This is a genomic window from Mycobacterium triplex (genome assembly GCF_000689255.1).
Classification (GTDB): domain Bacteria; phylum Actinomycetota; class Actinomycetes; order Mycobacteriales; family Mycobacteriaceae; genus Mycobacterium; species Mycobacterium triplex.
Genome location: NZ_HG964446.1, coordinates 284,895 through 302,531, shown reverse-complemented (window position 1 = coordinate 302,531; position 17,637 = coordinate 284,895). Strand labels below are relative to the sequence as shown.

Here is a 17,637-nt window from a genome sequence, read left to right as displayed (position 1 = left end):
GCAAGAATGACGCTTGTTGACAGGTTTCGCGGCGCCGTGGCTCGGATGCCACGTCGGCTCGTGGTGGGTGCCGCAGGTGCGGCTCTGCTTTCGGGTCTGATCGGCGTCGTGGGGGGCCCGGCGACCGCGGGGGCGTTCTCTCGCCCCGGCCTGCCCGTGGAGTACCTGCAGGTTCCGTCGGCCGCGATGGGCCGTGACATCAAGGTTCAGTTCCAGAGCGGTGGCGCCAACTCGCCGGCCCTGTACCTCCTTGACGGCATGCGCGCGCAGGACGACTTCAACGGCTGGGACATCAACACCCCCGCCTTCGAGTGGTACAACCAGTCCGGCATCTCGGTTGTCATGCCGGTCGGCGGCCAGTCCAGCTTCTACTCCGACTGGTACGCGCCCGCCTGCGGTAAGGCCGGTTGCACCACCTACAAGTGGGAGACCTTCCTGACCAGCGAGCTGCCGCAATACCTGTCGGCCCAGAAGCAGGTCAAGCCGACCGGCAGCGCGGCCGTCGGTCTGTCGATGGCCGGCTCGTCGGCGCTGATCCTCGCCGCCTACCACCCCGACCAGTTCCCGTACGCCGGCTCGCTGTCGGCGCTGCTGGACCCGTCGCAGGGGATGGGCCCGTCGCTGATCGGCCTGGCCATGGGCGACGCCGGTGGCTACAAGACCAAGGACATGTGGGGCCCGTCCAGCGACCCGGCGTGGCAGCGCAACGACCCGTCGCTGCAGGTCGGCAAGCTGGTCGCGAACAACACCCGGATCTGGGTCTACTGCGGTAACGGCAAGCCGTCCGACCTCGGTGGCGACAACCTGCCCGCCAAGTTCCTGGAAGGCTTCGTGCGGACCAGCAACCTGAAGTTCCAGGACGCCTACAACGCGGCCGGCGGTCACAACGCGGTGTGGAACTTCGACGCCAACGGCACCCACGACTGGCCCTACTGGGGCGCGCAGCTGCACGCCATGCTGCCCGACCTGCAATCGACGCTGGGCGCCACCCCGGGCGCCGGCCCGGCCACGGCCGCTCCGGCTCCGAGCCAGGGCGCCTAACCCCTTCAAAGCAACGCGATTGGCGGCGGGAACCTCCGGGTTCCCGCCGTCAGTCGTTCCATGGTGTGACCTGTTTCACTACCCTGCGGATCGGCTCAACTTCGGCGCTGGTTACTGTGCAAACACAGCGACTACACGATGGAGGGCGGACATGGGTGGCGTGCGGGGTCTGTCGATGCTATTGCGGGTGCTCTGCGTTGCCGCGCTGACACTCGCATTCGGCGGTGTGGCGGCAGGGATCATGGGCAAGGCCGAAGCGGCGCCGTACGAGACGCTGATGGTGCCGTCCGGCGCCATGGGCCGCGATATCCCGGTTGCCTTCCTGGGCGGCGGTCCGCACGCGGTGTATCTGCTGGACGCGTTCAACGCTGCCCCCGACGTCAGCAACTGGGTGACCGCCGGCAACGCGATGGGCGCGCTGGGCGGCAAGGGCATCTCCGTGGTCGCGCCCGCCGGTGGCGCCTGGAGCATGTACACCAACTGGGAGCAGGACGGCAGCAAACAGTGGGACACCTTCCTGTCCAGCGAGCTGCCCGACTGGCTGGCCGCCAACAAGGGCCTGGCACCCGGCGGGCACGCCGCCGTGGGCGCTTCCCAGGGCGGCTATGCCGCGATGGCGCTGGCCGCCTTCCACCCCGACCGCTTCGGCTTCGCCGGCTCGCTGTCCGGGTTCCTTTACCCGTCGAACACCACCACGAACGGTTCGATCCTGGCCGGCCTCCAGCAATTCGGCGGCGTGGACGGCAACGGCATGTGGGGCGCCCCGCAGCTGGGCCGGTGGAAGTGGCACGACCCGTACGTGCACGCCGCGCTGCTGGCACAGAACAACACCCGGGTGTGGGTCTGGAGCCCGACGAACATGGGTGGCGACGCGGCCGCGATGATCGGGCAGGCCGGCGAGGCGATGGGTAACAGCCGCATGTTCTACCAGCAGTACCGCAGCGTCGGCGGGCACAACGGCCACTTCGACTTCCCGGCCGGCGGCGACAACGGCTGGGGTTCGTGGTCGGGCCAGCTGGGCGCCATGTCGGGCGACATCGTGGGAGCCATTCGCTAGCCACGCGACCCGCTGGCAGGACGGACGGCGCCGCGCGCCGAGCCGGTACCGTGTATTGAGCAGCAGAGGGCGCGATGGCCGCTTGCCTGGCAACAAGCTGCGACCCACCGACTCTGCTAGCAGGAGAACATGACCACCAACGCCCAGCGCAAGCGCCGCCGAATCCTCGCCTGGGTGGCCGCGCTTTCCATGGCCGGGGTCGTTTTGTTGGTCATCGTGGCCGTGGTGACGATGCTGCGCAGCACCGAGGCGCCGCCGAGCGCGGTGCCGCCGGGCATCCTGCCGCCGTCGTCGACGACGACGCATCCGCACAAGCCCCGGCCGGCCGCACAGGACGCATCCTGCCCCGACGTCCAAATGCTCGTCATTCCCGGCACCTGGGAGTCATCGCCGACCGACGATCCGCTCAACCCGATGCAGTTCCCGAATGCGTTGCTGCACCAAGACACCCTGGCGATCAGCCAGCAGTTCCCGTCCTCGCGGGTGCAGACCTACACCGTCCCCTACACCGCCCAATTCAACAACCCGCTCGGTGGCGTCAAGCAGATGTCCTACAACGACAGTCGGGCGGAGGGCACCCGCGCGGCGATCCAAGCGCTGACCGACATGACCAACAAATGCCCGCTGACCAGTTACGTGCTGGTCGGCTTCTCGCAGGGCGCGGTGATCGCCGGTGACATTGCCAGTGATATCGGCAACGGCCGCGGTCCCGTCGACGACGACCTGGTGCTGGGCGTGACGCTGATCGCCGACGGGCGCCGCCAGCCGGGCGTGGGCAACGACGTCGGCCCCAACCCGCCGGGCCAGGGCGCGGAGGTCACCCTGCACGAGGTACCGATGTTGTCCGGGCTCGGTTTGACCATGACCGGCCCCCGGCCCGGCGGCTTCGGCGACCTCAACAGCAAGACCAACGAGATCTGCGCGGCCGGCGATCTGATCTGCGCCGCTCCGGACGAGGCGTTCAGCGTCGCGAACCTGCCGAATACCCTCAACACGCTGGCCGGCGGTGCGGGCCAACCCGTCCACGCCATGTACGCCACTCCGCAGTTCTGGAATCTGGACGGAGCCACGTCCACGGATTGGACATTGAACTGGGCGCGTAACCTCATCGAAAACGCGCCGCACCCCAAGCACGGATAACGCGGAGTGCCGGGCGAAGGGACACAGCGGTCAGGTAGGCGGTACCGAGGGCAATCGGCGGTACCTTGAGATTTGGTCTGCCGCGCGCCGCCGCCTAACATTAAGAGAAAAATAAGAGCGATAAGAGTTTGGCGGTTCCCGACCGGGTCGAAGCTCGGACGGACCGGCGCAAGTTTGCGCCGCGTACGAGGCCGGCCCGCGCGCGGAGGACATCGTCGGCGAAGCCGACACCAGGACCGTCGGAGTAGCTAACCGGCGAGTGTGTAACAGGAGAGGGCGGCATGGCGTACCACAACCCGTTCATCGTGGACGGACGAATCAAGTTCCCGGACAACACGAACTTGGTCAAGCACGTCGAGAAGTGGGCGAAGGTTCGCGGTGGCAAGCTGGCCTACCGGTTCATCGACTATTCCACCGAGCGCGACGGCGTCGAGCGCGACATCGTCTGGTCGGAGTTCAGCGTGCGCAACCGCGCCGTGGGCGCGCGTCTGCAACAGGTCACCGAGCCCGGCGACCGGATCGCCATCCTGTGCCCGCAGAACCTGAACTACCTCATCGCGTTCTTCGGCGCGCTGTACGCCGGCCGGATCGCGGTGCCCTTGTTCGACCCCGGCGAGCCGGGCCACGTCGGTCGCCTGCACGCCGTCCTCGACGACTGCGCGCCCTCGACGATCCTGACCACCACCGAGGCCGCCGAAGGTGTTCGCAAGTTCATCCGGGCCCGGGCGGCCAAGGAGCGGCCGCGCGTCGTCGCCGTCGACGCGGTGCCCGACGAGGTCGCCGCCACCTGGGTCGCGCCCGAAGCCGACGAGGACACGATCGCCTACCTGCAGTACACCTCCGGATCCACCCGGACCCCGACCGGCGTGCAGATCACCCACCTGAACTTGCCCACCAACGTGCTGCAGGTGCTCAACGGCCTGGAAGGCAAGGACGGCGACCGCGGTCTGTCCTGGCTGCCGTTCTTCCACGACATGGGACTGATCACCGCCTTGCTGTCCCCGGTGCTCGGCCACAGCTTCACCTTCATGACGCCGGCGGCGTTCGTGCGCCGTCCCGGCCGCTGGATCCGCGAGATGGCGCGCAAGCCGGATGACGGCCCGGATTGTGAGGTCTTCACCGTCGCACCGAACTTCGCCTTCGAGCACGCCGCGGTCCGCGGTCTGCCCAAGGACGACGAGCCGCCGCTGGACCTGAGCAACGTCAAGGGCATCCTCAACGGCAGCGAGCCGGTGTCCCCGGCGTCGATGCGCAAGTTCTACGAGGCGTTCGAGCCCTACGGTCTGCGCAAGACCGCGATCAAGCCGTCCTACGGCCTGGCCGAGGCCACGCTGTTCGTGTCCACCACGCCGATGGACGAGGCGCCCACCGTCATCCACGTCGACCGTGAGGAGCTGAACAAGCAACGCTTCGTCGAGGTCGCCGCGGATTCGCCGAACGCGGTCGCCCAGGTATCCGCCGGCGTGATCGGCGTCGACGAGTGGGCCGTCATCGTCGATCCCGACACCGCCAGCGAGCTGCCCGACAGCCAGATCGGCGAGATCTGGTTGCACGGCAAGAACCTGGGCACCGGCTACTGGGGCAGGGAAGAAGAGACCAACCACGTCTTCCGCAACATCCTCAAGTCGCGGATCCCCGAGTCACACGCGGAGGGCGCCGACGACGACGCGCTGTGGGTGCGCACCGGCGACTACGGCACCTATTTCAACGGCCACCTCTATATAGCGGGCCGCATCAAGGACCTGGTCATCATCGACGGCCGCAACCACTACCCGCAGGACCTCGAGTACTCGGCGCAGGAGGCCAGCAAGGCGTTGCGCACCGGATACGTCGCCGCCTTCTCGGTCCCGGCGAACCAGTTGCCGCAAGCGGTGTTCGACAACCCGCACGCCGGGCTCAAGTTCGACCCGGACGACACCTCCGAACAGCTGGTGATCGTCGCCGAGCGTGCCGCCGGAACACACAAGCTCGACTACCAACCCATCGCTGACGACATTCGCGCGGCCATCGCCGTACGTCACGGGGTCACCGTCCGTGACCTGCTGCTGGTGCAGTCGGGGACGATCCCCCGCACCTCCAGCGGCAAGATCGGGCACCGCGCCTGCCGCGCCGCATACCTGGACGGCAGTCTGCGCAGCGGCGTCGGATCCCCGACCGCTTTCGCCAGTGCCACAGACTGAAGGAACCATGGCTGACACAGAATCTGACCTGACGGACAACTCCGAAAACGCGGCCGCTGGGGGGCCCGCCGAGGACGCGCCCGCCAAGCGGACCGACATGACGGTCCCCGAGATGCGGGAGTGGCTGCGTAACTGGGTGGGCCGAGCCGTGGGGCAATCGCCCGACACGATCGACGAGTCCGTCCCGATGGTGGAGCTGGGGCTGTCCTCCCGCGACGCGGTGGCGATGGCCGCCGACATCGAAGACATGACCGGTGTCACGCTGTCGGTCGCGGTGGCCTTCCAGCATCCGACCATCGAGTCGTTGGCGACGCGCATCATCGAGGGCGAACCCGAACGTCCCGACGACGTCGGCGAACTCGACTGGACCCGCACCGGACCGGCCGAACGCGTCGACATCGCGATCGTGGGGCTGTCCACCCGGCTGCCCGGCGACATGAACAGCCCCGACGAAACCTGGCAGGCCCTGATGGAGGGCCGCGACGCCATCACCGATCTGCCCGAGGGCCGCTGGTCGGAGTTCCTGGAAGAGCCGCGCATCGCCCAGCTGGTCGCCAAGGCCCGCACCCGCGGCGGCTACCTGAAGGACGTCAAGGGATTCGACTCCGAGTTCTTCGCGATCGCCAAGACCGAGGCGGACAACATCGACCCGCAGCAGCGGCTGGCGCTCGAGCTGACCTGGGAGGCCCTCGAGCACGCCCGCATCCCCGCGTCGGCGCTGCGCGGCGAGGCCGTCGGCGTGTACGTCGGCTTCTCCAACCACGACTATCAGCTGCTGGCGGTGTCCGACCCGACGGTCGCCCACCCGTATGCGATCACCGGTACCGCGAACTCGATCATCGCCAACCGGGTGTCCTATTTCTACGACTTCCGCGGCCCCTCGGTCGCACTGGACACCGCGTGCTCGAGCTCGCTGGTAGCCACGCATCAGGCGGTGCAGGCGCTGCGCAACGGCGAATGCGACGTCGCGCTCGCCGGCGGTGTCAACGCACTGCTCACCCCGCTGGCGACGCTCGGTTTCGACGAGATCGGCGCGGTGTTGTCGCCCGACGGCCGGATCAAGTCGTTCTCCTCGGACGCCGACGGATACACCCGCTCCGAGGGTGGCGGCATGTTCGTGCTCAAGCGGGTCGATGACGCGCGTCGTGACGGCGACCAGATTCTGGCCGTCATCGCCGGTAGCGCGGTCAACCACGACGGCCGGTCCAACGGTCTGATCGCCCCCAACCAGGACGCGCAGGCCGAGGTGCTGCGCCGGGCCTACAAGGATGCCGGGATCGACCCGCGCACCGTCGACTACATCGAGGCGCACGGCACCGGCACCATCCTCGGTGACCCGATCGAGGCCGAGGCGCTGGGCCGGGTCGTCGGCCGCGGTCGTCCCGCCGACCGTCCGGCGCTGCTGGGTGCGATCAAAACCAATGTGGGACACCTGGAGTCGGCCGCCGGCGCGGCCAGTTTGGCCAAGGTCGTGTTGTCGTTGCAGCACGACAAGCTGCCGCCGTCGATCAACTTCGCCGGCCCGAGTCCCTACATCGACTTCGACGGCGCGCACCTGAAATTCGTTGACAGCGCGACGGATTGGCCGCGCTACGGCGGCTACGCGCTGGCCGGGGTGTCGAGCTTCGGCTTCGGCGGGGCCAACGCCCATGTGGTCGTCCGCGAAGTACTGCCGCGCGATCTGCAACCCGGACCCGAACCCGCGCCCGAGGTGACGCCGGCCGCCGACACCGAGCAGGCCGAGGCGCCCACGCTCGAAAGCCACTCGCTGCGGTTCGACGATTTCGGCAACATCATCACCGACGAGTACGAGGTGCCCGACTTCGAGCCCGAGCTGCCGGGCATCACCGACGAGGCGCTGGAGCTCAAGGCGGCGGCGCTGGAAGAGCTTGCCGCGCAACAGGAGTCGGAGCCCACCAAGCCGCTGATCCCGCTCGCGGTGTCGGCGTTTTTGACCTCGCGCAAGAAGGCCGCGGCCGCCGAACTGGCCGACTGGATGGAAAGCCCCGAAGGGCAGGCGTCGTCGCTGGAGTCGATCGGGCGGTCGCTGTCGCGGCGCAACCACGGCCGTTCCCGCGCGGTGGTGCTGGCCCACGACCACGAGGAAGCCATCAAGGGCTTGCGCGCGGTCGCCGAGGGCAAGCAGCGCCCGAACGTGTTCAGCGTCGACGGGCCGGTGACCAACGGCCCGGTGTGGGTGCTCGCCGGATTCGGCGCTCAGCACCGCAAGATGGGCAAGAGCCTGTACCTGCGCAACCCGGTGTTCGCCGAGTGGATCGAGAAGGTCGACGCCCTGGTCCAGGACGAGCTGGGCTATTCGGTGCTCGAGCTGATCCTCGACGACTCGCAGGACTACGGCATCGAGACCACCCAGGTCACCATCTTCGCGATCCAGATCGCGCTGGGTGAGCTGCTCAAGCATCACGGTGCCAAGCCCGCCGCGGTGGTCGGGCAGTCGCTGGGTGAGGCCGCGTCGGCCTACTTCGCCGGCGGATTGTCGCTGCGCGACGCCACCCGGGCGATCTGCTCGCGCTCGCACCTGATGGGCGAGGGCGAGTCGATGCTGTTCGGCGAGTTCATCCGGCTGATGGCGCTGGTGGAGTACTCCGCCGACGAGATCAAGACGGTGTTCGCCGACTTCCCCGACCTGGAGGTGTGCGTCTACGCGGCACCGACCCAGACCGTGATCGGCGGCCCGCCCGAGCAGGTGGACGCGATCATCGCCCGGGCGGAATCCGAGGGCAAGTTCGCCCGCAAGTTCCAGACCAAGGGTGCCAGCCACACCTCGCAGATGGATCCGTTGCTCGGCGAGCTGGCCGCGGAACTGCAGGGCATCAAGCCGATGAGCCCGACCGCCGGTATCTACTCGACCGTGCACGAGGGCAGCTACATCAAGCCCGGCTCGGACCCGATCCACGATGTCGACTACTGGAAGAAGGGGCTGCGCCACAGCGTCTACTTCACCCACGGCATCCGCAACGCCGTGGACAGCGGGCACACCACGTTCCTGGAGCTGGCGCCCAACCCGGTGGCGCTGATGCAGGTGGGCCTGACCACGGCGTCGGCCGGGCTGCATGACGCGCAGCTGATCCCGACGCTGGCCCGCAAGCAGGACGAGGTCGAATCGATGGTCTCGACGATGGCGCAGCTGTACGTCTACGGACACGACCTGGACATCCGGACCATGTTCAGCCCCGCCCAGAGGCCTGGGGATTACGCCAACATTCCGCCGACCCGGTTCAAGCGCAAGGAGCACTGGCTCGACGCGCACTTCAGCGGCGACGGCTCAATCGTCATGCCCGGGACGCACGTCGCGCTGCCGGACGGCCGCCACGTCTGGGAGTACGCACCCCGGGACAAGACCGACCTCGCGGCGCTGGTGCGCGCGGCTGCGACGACGGTGATGCCCGACGCCGAGTTGACGGCGTCCGAGCAGCGCGCGGTGCCGGGCGAGGGCGCCCGGTTGGTGACGACGATGACTCGCCACCCCGGCGGTGCGTCGGTACAGGTGCATGCCCGCATCGACGAGTCCTTCACGTTGGTCTACGACGCGTTGGTCTCCCGGGCGGGTCAGGCCGCCGCGGCGTTGCCCGCCGCGGTCGGTGCCGGTGTGGCGGTCGCGCCCGCAACGGGATCGGCCCAAGCACCCGTCGAAGAGGTCGAGGACGCGGAAACGCTGTCGGACAGCCTGACCAACCGGTACATGCCCGCCGACTTCGTGAAGTGGTCGCCGGAGTCCGGTGAGACCATCGCCCAGCGACTCGGCGCCATCGTGGCGGCGGCCATGGGTTATGAACCCGAGGACCTGCCGTGGGAGGTGCCGCTGATCGAGCTGGGCCTGGACTCGCTGATGGCGGTGCGGATCAAGAACCGCGTCGAGTACGACTTCGACTTGCCGCCAATCCAATTGACGGCGGTGCGGGACGCCAACCTCTACAACGTCGAGAAGCTGATCGAGTACGCGATCGAGCACCGCGACGAGGTCGAGCAGCTGCACGAGCACCAGAAGACCCAGACGGCCGAGGAGATCGCCCGGGCGCAGGCCGGTTTGCTCAGCGGCGCAACGCCGGAATCCGTTGTCGCCGCGCCTGATCCGCAGGCCGAACCGGCGCCGCCGCCGTCGGATGCGCCGATTCCGCCGCCGCCGACGGATCCGTCCGGTCCGGCGGGCAACCGTTCGGGCAATGGTGTCAAGCCGAACCTGACCGGTGCGGCCGAGGCGCTCAGCCAGGAGACCGTCGCCAAGGCGCTGAACTCCGACGTGCCGCCGCGCGATGCCGCCGAGCGGGTCACGTTCGCCACCTGGGCCATCGTCACCGGCAAGTCTCCGGGCGGCATCTTCAACCCGCTGCCCAAGCTGGACGAGGCCAGCGCCGCCAAGATGGCCGAGCGGCTTTCCGAGCGCGCCGAGGGACCCATCACCGCCGAAGACGTGCTGACCGCCGAGAACATCGAGGCGCTGGCCGAGAAGGTCCGCCAGTACCTGGAGGCAGGCACCATCGACGGGTTCGTCCGCACGCTGCGGGCCCGCCCCGAGGGCTCGACCAAGACGCCGGTGTTCGTCTTCCACCCGGCCGGCGGCTCGACCGTGGTGTACGAACCGCTGCTCAACCGGTTGCCCACCGACACTCCGATGTACGGCTTCGAGCGGGTCGAGGGGACGATCGAAGAGCGTGCGGCGCAATACGTTCCGAAGCTGATCGAGATGCAGGGCGACGGGCCCTACGTCCTGGCCGGCTGGTCGCTGGGCGGTGTGTTGGCCTACGCGTGTGCGATCGGACTCAAGAAGATGGGCAAGGAGGTCGCCTGGGTGGGTCTGATCGACGCGGTGCGCGCCGGCGAAGAGGTCCCGCAGACCAAGGAGGAAGTCCGCGCCCGCTGGGACCGCTACGCCCGCTTCGCCGAGAAGACCTTCCAGGTCACCATCCCGGCGATCCCCTACGAGCAGCTCGAAGAGCTCGACGACGAGGGCCAGATCCGGTTCGTGCTCGAGGCCGTGAGCCAGAGCGGGGTGCAGATCCCGGCCGGGATCATCGAGCACCAGCGCACGTCGTACCTGGACAACCGGGCGATCGACACCGCCGAGATCCAGCCTTACGACGGGCATGTGACCCTCTACATGGCCGATCGCTACCATGACGACGCGATCATGTTCGAGCCGCGATACGCCGTTCGTAAGCCGGACGGAGGCTGGGGCGAGTATGTCGCCGACCTCGAGGTCGTGCCGATCGGTGGCGAGCACATCCAGGCCATCGACGAGCCGATCATCGCCAAGGTCGGCGCGCACATGACCCAGGCGCTGAACGCGGTCGAGGCAGAGCACCGCCGGACGACTTCGAATAGTTAGGTAGGCAAGTAGTGACGGGTGAAGTGCCCTCGCGCGCGCACACGACCGCCGAGAAACTGGCCGAGCTCAACGCTCGTCTGGAACTGGCCAAGGAACCCGGCGGCGAGAAGGCGGCCGCCAAGCGCGACGCGAAGGGCATCCCCAGCGCCCGGTCCCGCATCCATGCGCTGGTCGACCCGGGCACCTTCCTGGAGGTCGGGGCACTCGCCAAGACGCCGAACGATCCGAACGCGCTCTACGGCGACGGCTGCATCACCGGCCACGCCATGATCGACGGCCGGCCGGTCGGGGTGTTCTCCCACGACCAGACCGTGTTCCAGGGCACCGTCGGGGAGATGTTCGGCCGCAAGGTGGCCCGGCTGATGGAGTGGTGCGCGATGGTCGGCTGCCCGATCATCGGGATCCAGGACTCGGGCGGCGCCCGCATCCAGGACGCGGTCACATCACTGGCCTGGTATGCCGAACTGGGCCGCCGCCACGAAGCCCTGTCCGGGGTGGTGCCTCAGATCTCCCTCATCTTCGGCAAATGCGCTGGGGGAGCGGTCTATTCGCCGATCCAGGACGATCTCTTGGTCGCGGTGCGCGACCAGGGCTACTTCTTCGTCACCGGGCCCGACGTGATCAAGGAAGTCACCGGCGAAGAGATCACGCTCGACGAGCTGGGTGGCGCCGACGTCCAGGCCCGCCACGGCAATATTCATCACGTTGTCGACACCGAGGCCGAGGCGTTCCAGTACGTCCGCGACTTCCTGTCATTCCTGCCGTCCAACGTCTTCGAGAAACCGCCGATCGTCAATCCCGGGCTGGAGCCGGAGATCACCCCGACCGATCTGGAACTCGACACGATCATCCCGGACAACGACAACGCGGCCTACGACATGCACGAGATCCTGCTGCGGATCTTCGACGACGGCGATTTCCTCGACGTCGCCGCGCAGCAGGGGCCGGCGATCATCACCGGGTTCGCCCGGGTCGACGGGCGCCCGGTCGGCGTGATCGCCAACCAGCCCATGTTCCTGGCCGGGTCGATCGACAACGAAGCTTCCGACAAGGCAACACGTTTCATCCGGTTCTGCGACATCTTCGAGCTGCCGCTGATCTTCGTCGTCGACACCCCCGGCTTCCTGCCGGGGGCCGAACAGGAGCGCAACGGCATCATCAAGCGCGGCGGCCGGTTCCTCTCCGCGGTGGTGGAGGCCGACGTGCCCAAGGTGACGATCACGATCCGCAAGTCCTACGGCGGCGCGTATGCGGTGATGGGATCCCGGCAGCTGACCGCCGACTTCAACTTCGCCTGGCCCACCGCACGCATCGCGGTGATCGGCGCCGAGGGCGCCGCCCAGCTGCTGATGAAACGGTTCCCCGACCCGACGACGCCCGAGGCGCAGCAGATCAAGAAGGACTTCATCGAGGGCTACAACCTCAACATGGCGATCCCGTGGACAGCCGCCGAGCGCGGCTTCATCGATGCGGTCATCGATCCCCACCAGACCCGGCTGCTGATCCGCAAGTCGCTACATCTGTTGCGAGACAAGCAGATCTGGTTCCGCGTCGGCCGTAAGCACAGCCTGCTGCCGCTCTAGCCCAACACGTGGGCTGCTACTTGCGCAGGGTGAATTGGTTGAGGTCGGTGTAGCCCTTGCGGAAGAGGTTCGCGCAGCCGGTGAGGTACTTCATGTACATCTCGTAGACCTCTTCGGACTGGATCGCGATGGCCTCGTCCTTGTGTGCGGAGAGGCCGGCGGCCCATACGTCCAGAGTCTTTGCGTAATGCCGCTGCAGCGACTGGCGACGCTTCAGCTTGAAGCCGGCCTTCGCCGAGAACTCCTTCACCATGTCGATGGTCGGCAGGTAACCGCCGGGGAAGATCTCGGTCTTCATGAAGTCGCTGAACTCGACTATCGCCGGAGTCAGCGGCAATCCCGACGCGATGATTTCCTTCTCCGACAAGACGGTGATGGTGTGCAGCAAGAATGTGCCACCGGCCGGCAGCAGCTCGTAGGCCCTCTCGAAGAAGGCGGCGTAACGGTCGTAGCCGACATGCTCGAGCGGGCCGATCGCCACGATCCGGTCCACCGGGTCGTGAAACCGCTCCCAGCCCTCGAGCAGCACCCGCTTGGAACGCGGGCTGTCCATTTCGTCGAGCATCTTCTGGGCGTGGGCGGCTTGATTCTTGGACAACGTCAAGCCGACGACGTTGACGTCGTATTTCTCGATGGCCCGCTTCATGGCGGCGCCCCAGCCGCAGCCGAGGTCCAGCAGCGTCATGCCGGGCTGCAGGCCGAGCTTGCCGAGCGAGAGGTCGATCTTGGCGATCTGCGCCTCTTCCAGCGTCATGTCCTCGCCGCCAAGCCAATAGGCGCAGGTATACATCTGGGTGCGGTCGAGGAACAGACGGAAGAAGTCGTCGGATAGGTCGTAGTGCGCCTGCACGTCCTCGAAATGCGGCGTCAGCTCCTCAGCCATATGCATCACTCTAAGACGAACACGGTTGCAGCGCTTCGCCGAGGGCAGTGGGTCCACTGACTATCGGTGTCACAGCGTCAGCGCGCCGTCCACCAGCTCGTCGAAGCGCTCCAGTGCCACGTCGGAGTCGGCGTCGATACCGCGTAGCGGCCCGCGGTCGGCGAGATACCGCTGCGCGTAGGCGGCGGCCACCAGTGCCTTGCGCTCGCCGCCGCGGGTCTGCCGCTCCCAGGCCGCCTGTTCGATCAGCAGCGCGCCCGCGTACACGTCGCCCATGAACTGGGCCAGCGGGAACAGCCGGGCCTCGGCGACGGCGCTGTCGAGTTTGGTCCAGGCCGTGATGGCGGCGTCGAGGTCCTCGATCCGGCGGGCCACCAGGGCGGTGGTCTCGTCGTCGTCGGAGACCGACACCGCGTCGTGCAGCCGCGCCAACAACGTCTCGTGGGCCCGGGTCTGCTCGATGCCGCGGCGCACGTCGAGGCACAGGATATTGTCGGGCCCTTCCCAAATCGTGTTCACCTGGGCGTCGCGCAGCAGCCTTGCCACCGGCCAGGTCTCGATATAGCCGTTGCCGCCGTGGATTTCGATCGCATCCGAGGCCGCGGTGATCCCCAGCCGGCACACCTTGAGTTTGGTGACGGGTACCGCGATGCGCTGCCGCAGGCTGCGGGGCTGGCGATGGTTGGGCGCGCCGGTGCCGTCGAAAACCATTGCCTGCGCGGCTTCGACGTCGACGATCAGCTCGGCCAGCTTGCGCCGCATCAGCGGCTTGTCAATCAGCGCACCGCCGAACGCATGGCGTTGCCGCGCGTAGCACAGCGACTCGACCAACGCGCGGCGCGCATTGCCCAGCCCGAACAACGCGATGCCCAGGCGCGCGGCGTTGGTCAGCTCCATCATCCGGCCCAGGCCCTTGCCGTCGGACGGACCCGCTTGGCCTTCTGGACCGGTCGGCTTCTCGGACAGCAGAAACGCCTCGGCGTCGACGAACTCGACCTCGCCGGAGGCCACCGACCGGGTGCCGAGCTTGTCCTTCAGGCGCCGCACCCGCACCCCGTTGCGCGAGCCGTCGCGGCGGGTGCGCAGCACTAGGAAATTCGCTACCCCGCGCGAAGAGTCCGGGGCGCCCTCGGGTTTGGCCAGGACGACGAGCGCCTCGCCGGCGCAGTTGGAGGCAAACCACTTGAAGCCGTTGAGAAGCCAGGCGTCCCCGCTGCGTGTCGCCGTCGTCTCCAGCGCGCCCAGGTCGGAGCCGCCGGTGCGTTCGGTCAGCAGCTGCGCGGTCTCTCCAGCCCACTCGCCGGAGGCGAACTTGGCCGACACGTACTCGGCCACGTCGGCCGGCGCGTACGCGGCCACCAGGGACTGGACCATCCCGCCGCCGGTGCCCAGCGCGCACCCCATTCCGATGTCGGCCTGGTTGAGTAGATAGTTGGACGCGAACAGCGCCAGCCCGGAGCTCACCTTCGCGGCGCGCGCGTCGGCGCGCAACGCCTGCTGCGCGTCCAGGACCGCGCGCTTGGACTGCGTGAACGACGCCGGCATGACGACCTGACTGACGTCGTGCCCCCACCGGTCGTAGCGCTCCAGCCGTGGCGGGTTGCGGTCCGTCTCGTCGGCCCAGCGGGCCACCGGGCCGCCCATCAGTTCACCGATGCTGGTCAAATGTGGCTCTACGACGGCTAATTCGTCGGGCCGCAGGTAGTAGTTCATCGTGAACCGCAGCGTGGGGTCGGTCAGATACCAGTTCAGGCCGACCGCGCCGGTGTAGTTGTCGGTCCGGTAGCGCTGCGACTTTTCCGGCGTGGAGAAGGGCAGCCGGTCGACGGCCTCCAGGTCGTACTCGCTCATGGCTTTCTCCTATGTCAAGCCGCTGGCTCCGGCCTACGCCGATTGTAGGGTTGGCGGCTTCTTGTCGGTCAGGACGCGTTTCACCGATCGACCTCGTTAGGCCAATTGGCATACGCCGGAACGTAGTACGTTTCGCAAACTCCGACGGAAGGTGAAATGCGAATGCAGCTACCGCTAGAAGCTGAACTCAATGCCATTTTCGACCACGTCGCCGGCATCCATCAGGGCGAGGTCGCCGACTACATCCCCGCGCTGCAAGCCGCCGACCCGGACTGGTTCGGCGTCAGCCTGGTGACCGTGGACAACCACCGATATGACATTGGGGACTTCAAGCAAGGCTTCACCATCCAGTCGGTGTCGAAGCCATTCGCCTATGCCATTGCCCTGGAACAGCGCGGCATCGACGCGGTGCTGCAGCGAATCGGCGTCGAACCATCGGGAGATCCGTTTAACGCCATCGAGTTCGACATGAATACCCGCCGCCCGTACAACCCCATGGTGAACGCGGGCGCGATCCTCACCACGAGCCTGCTCGGTGATACGGATTCGGTCGCGGCCGCTTTTGCCCGGTTCGCCGGGCGCGCGCTCGAGCTCGACGAGGTGGTGCGTCGCTCCGAGTCCGACAGCGGCGACCGCAACCGGGCAATCGCATACTTGATGCGCAACTTCGGCATGCTCGAGACCGAAGTCGAGACCACCCTGCAGGCGTATTTCCGGCAGTGCGCCTTGCTGGTCGACACCCGCGATCTCGCAACGATGGGCGCGACGCTGGCGAACCGCGGCGTCAACCCGATGACCGGCGAGCGTGCTGTCAGCGAGGCGAATGTGGTGCGGGTGCTGAGCGCGATGAGCACCTGCGGCATGTACGACTACGCGGGCGAGTGGCTCTACAGCGTGGGACTTCCCGCGAAGAGCGGGGTATCCGGGGCGGTGCTCGCAGTGCTGCCGGGGCAGTTCGGCCTGGCCATCTTCTCGCCCCCGCTCGACGGACACGGCAACAGCGTGCGCGGGCTCGCATTCTGCCGGGAGATCTCGGACCGTTTCAGCTTGCATCTGTTGAGCCCGCCGGCCTCCGACACATCCGTGGTGCGTCGCGCCTACGGCGGCGATGCCGTCCGGTCGAAGCGACATCGGCTGGCAGCGCAAGACGATGCCCTCAAGCGGCTCGGGAGCACCACGAAAGTGTTTGAGTTGCAAGGTCAGCTGCGCTTCGGTTCGTGCGAGGTGTTGAGCCGGGCCGTCGCCGCGGAGCTGGACCGTGCCGAGGTGTTGATCCTGGATTTCCGCCGGGTCAATACCGTCGATCGCAGCGGCGCGTCGCTGCTACGCGCTATCGGCGCGTTGTTGGAGTCGTCACGGGCTGAGCTGGTGCTGGTCGGCGCCCCACCCGAAGTGGCGGAAATCCTCGATGCGGTGTCGTTCGAGTCGCACAGCGATGCGCTCGAATGGCGGGAGAACCAACTGCTCGAACGATCAAGTCTCGAACCGGGTATGGCGCGCTGCGCACTCGCCGATGTCGAGGTGCTGGACGGCGCGGACGCCGACTTCTTGGCCCTGATCGAGGCGGCCGGCACCTACACCGACTACCAAAAGGGCGCGGTGATCTTCGACGTGGGCGACCACGCGGACCGGATCTATTTTGTGATCGCGGGCTCCGTCGACGTCGTGTTGGCCATGGGTGAGTCGTTTCACCGGGCGACCACGTTCGGGCCGGGTGCGACGTTCGGTGAAATGGCCGCGCTCTACGGCGGCACCCGAACCGCCAGAGTCCGCGCCGCGACGCCCTGCGTCTGCTTCGAGTTGGAGGTCGCCGCGCTCAACGAATTGAGCCGTGACCGCCCGGGCATCGCGCTGCAGATTCACACGAACATCGGCCGCGTATTGGCCCACCGGGTGGCCCAGCTCAGCGAGGAAGTGCTGACGCTCAAGTGAGCACGAGCGCCCGAGTCAGACCGGCGCGACGAACTCGGACGTGTAGAACTCCGCCGGGTTTTGGGAATTCGGATTGGGGCGCTGGACAATTACCCACACGCCCGTCGTGCCCGGCCGAATAGTGTCCGAAACGGTCACCGTTCCGTTGCCCGCCGCGTCGGTATCCAAGCCGGAAAAGGCGGTGCCCGGGTCCCCGGGTCCGCAATTGCCGGCGGCCGGCCGGGGTTCCTGGATCAGGCCGACGTCGAAATGGGTTCCCGGGGCAGGCGCATCGGACAGATGCACCTCCGCGAACGCTTGACCCCCCGAGGTATGAACGATGACCTGACCGGTGCCCAGGGCGGACCGCGGGACCATCGGCACGGTGCTGACCAGACTGAAATCACAACGCCTGAGCTTGCTGTCCAACACGACGATCGTCCCGCTTTCGGCCCCGGCGATGGCGATCCCCACCGTCGCCACTGAAGACATCGCCGCCGTGAAGGCCGCTGCGCATGCGGCTAGTCGTTTCCGTGTGTGCATGAGTCCCGCAATCCCTCCCAGCTGCGCTCCCCGAATCACAGCGGAGTAGATATTGACCTTTATTTGTCGAATTTAAACCAATTCACCGAATTACTAAGGCG

The 17,637-nt window shown here is 67.4% G+C and carries 10 protein-coding genes; 7 read left to right on the top strand and 3 right to left on the bottom strand.

The annotated features are described in order from the left end of the window. The first annotated feature begins 6 nt into the window (after window positions 1-6). The 6 genes from ag85A (at window position 7) to BN973_RS01345 (ending at window position 12,348) form a co-directional block, all read left to right on the top strand. A complete protein-coding gene (gene ag85A / locus BN973_RS01370; protein ID WP_036465435.1) occupies window positions 7-1,041 on the top strand; it encodes a diacylglycerol acyltransferase/mycolyltransferase Ag85A in 1,035 nt (344 codons plus the stop codon). A 160-nt stretch (window positions 1,042-1,201) separates the two neighbouring features. Continuing rightward, complete coding sequence (locus BN973_RS01365; protein ID WP_036471906.1) at window positions 1,202-2,098, top strand: esterase family protein; 897 nt, start codon at window positions 1,202-1,204, stop codon at window positions 2,096-2,098. Window positions 2,099-2,227: 129 nt separating this feature from the next. Further along, window positions 2,228-3,238, top strand: coding sequence for a carboxylesterase Culp6 (culp6, locus tag BN973_RS01360; RefSeq protein ID WP_036465433.1), 1,011 nt, complete (start codon window positions 2,228-2,230; stop codon window positions 3,236-3,238). A gap of 281 nt (window positions 3,239-3,519) precedes the next feature. Next, the gene (gene fadD32, locus BN973_RS01355) at window positions 3,520-5,418 is read left to right on the top strand and encodes a long-chain-fatty-acid--AMP ligase FadD32 (protein WP_036465432.1); all 1,899 of its coding nucleotides are present in this window, start codon (window positions 3,520-3,522) and stop codon (window positions 5,416-5,418) included. Between the two features lie 97 nt (window positions 5,419-5,515). Further along, window positions 5,516-10,765, top strand: a complete 5,250-nt coding sequence (gene pks13, locus BN973_RS01350) for a polyketide synthase Pks13 (RefSeq protein ID WP_232232166.1) — start codon at window positions 5,516-5,518, stop codon at window positions 10,763-10,765. Between the two features lie 23 nt (window positions 10,766-10,788). Continuing rightward, window positions 10,789-12,348, top strand: coding sequence for an acyl-CoA carboxylase subunit beta (locus tag BN973_RS01345; protein ID WP_139830132.1), 1,560 nt, complete (start codon window positions 10,789-10,791; stop codon window positions 12,346-12,348). Between the two features lie 16 nt (window positions 12,349-12,364). On the opposite strand, the gene BN973_RS01340 is transcribed toward BN973_RS01345, so the two are convergent. Together BN973_RS01340 and BN973_RS01335 are read right to left on the bottom strand one after the other, a co-directional pair. Beyond that, entirely contained in the window at window positions 12,365-13,231 is an 867-nt protein-coding gene (locus BN973_RS01340) for a cyclopropane mycolic acid synthase family methyltransferase (RefSeq protein WP_036465427.1), read from the bottom strand. Between the two features lie 69 nt (window positions 13,232-13,300). Continuing rightward, window positions 13,301-15,082 carry an acyl-CoA dehydrogenase family protein gene (locus BN973_RS01335; RefSeq protein WP_036465426.1) on the bottom strand — a complete coding sequence of 594 codons (1,782 nt, stop codon included), beginning with the start codon at window positions 15,080-15,082 and terminating at the stop codon, window positions 13,301-13,303. A 162-nt stretch (window positions 15,083-15,244) separates the two neighbouring features. On the opposite strand from BN973_RS01335, the gene glsA reads away from it, so the two are divergent. Beyond that, window positions 15,245-17,014: a glutaminase A gene (glsA, locus tag BN973_RS01330; protein WP_036465425.1), complete on the top strand. Its 1,770-nt coding sequence runs from the start codon at window positions 15,245-15,247 to the stop codon at window positions 17,012-17,014. 15 nt (window positions 17,015-17,029) lie between these two features. On the opposite strand, the gene BN973_RS01325 is transcribed toward glsA, so the two are convergent. Beyond that, on the bottom strand, window positions 17,030-17,536 hold the full coding sequence (locus BN973_RS01325) for a hypothetical protein (protein WP_036465424.1): 507 nt from the start codon (window positions 17,534-17,536) through the stop codon (window positions 17,030-17,032). Window positions 17,537-17,637 lie beyond the last annotated feature (101 nt).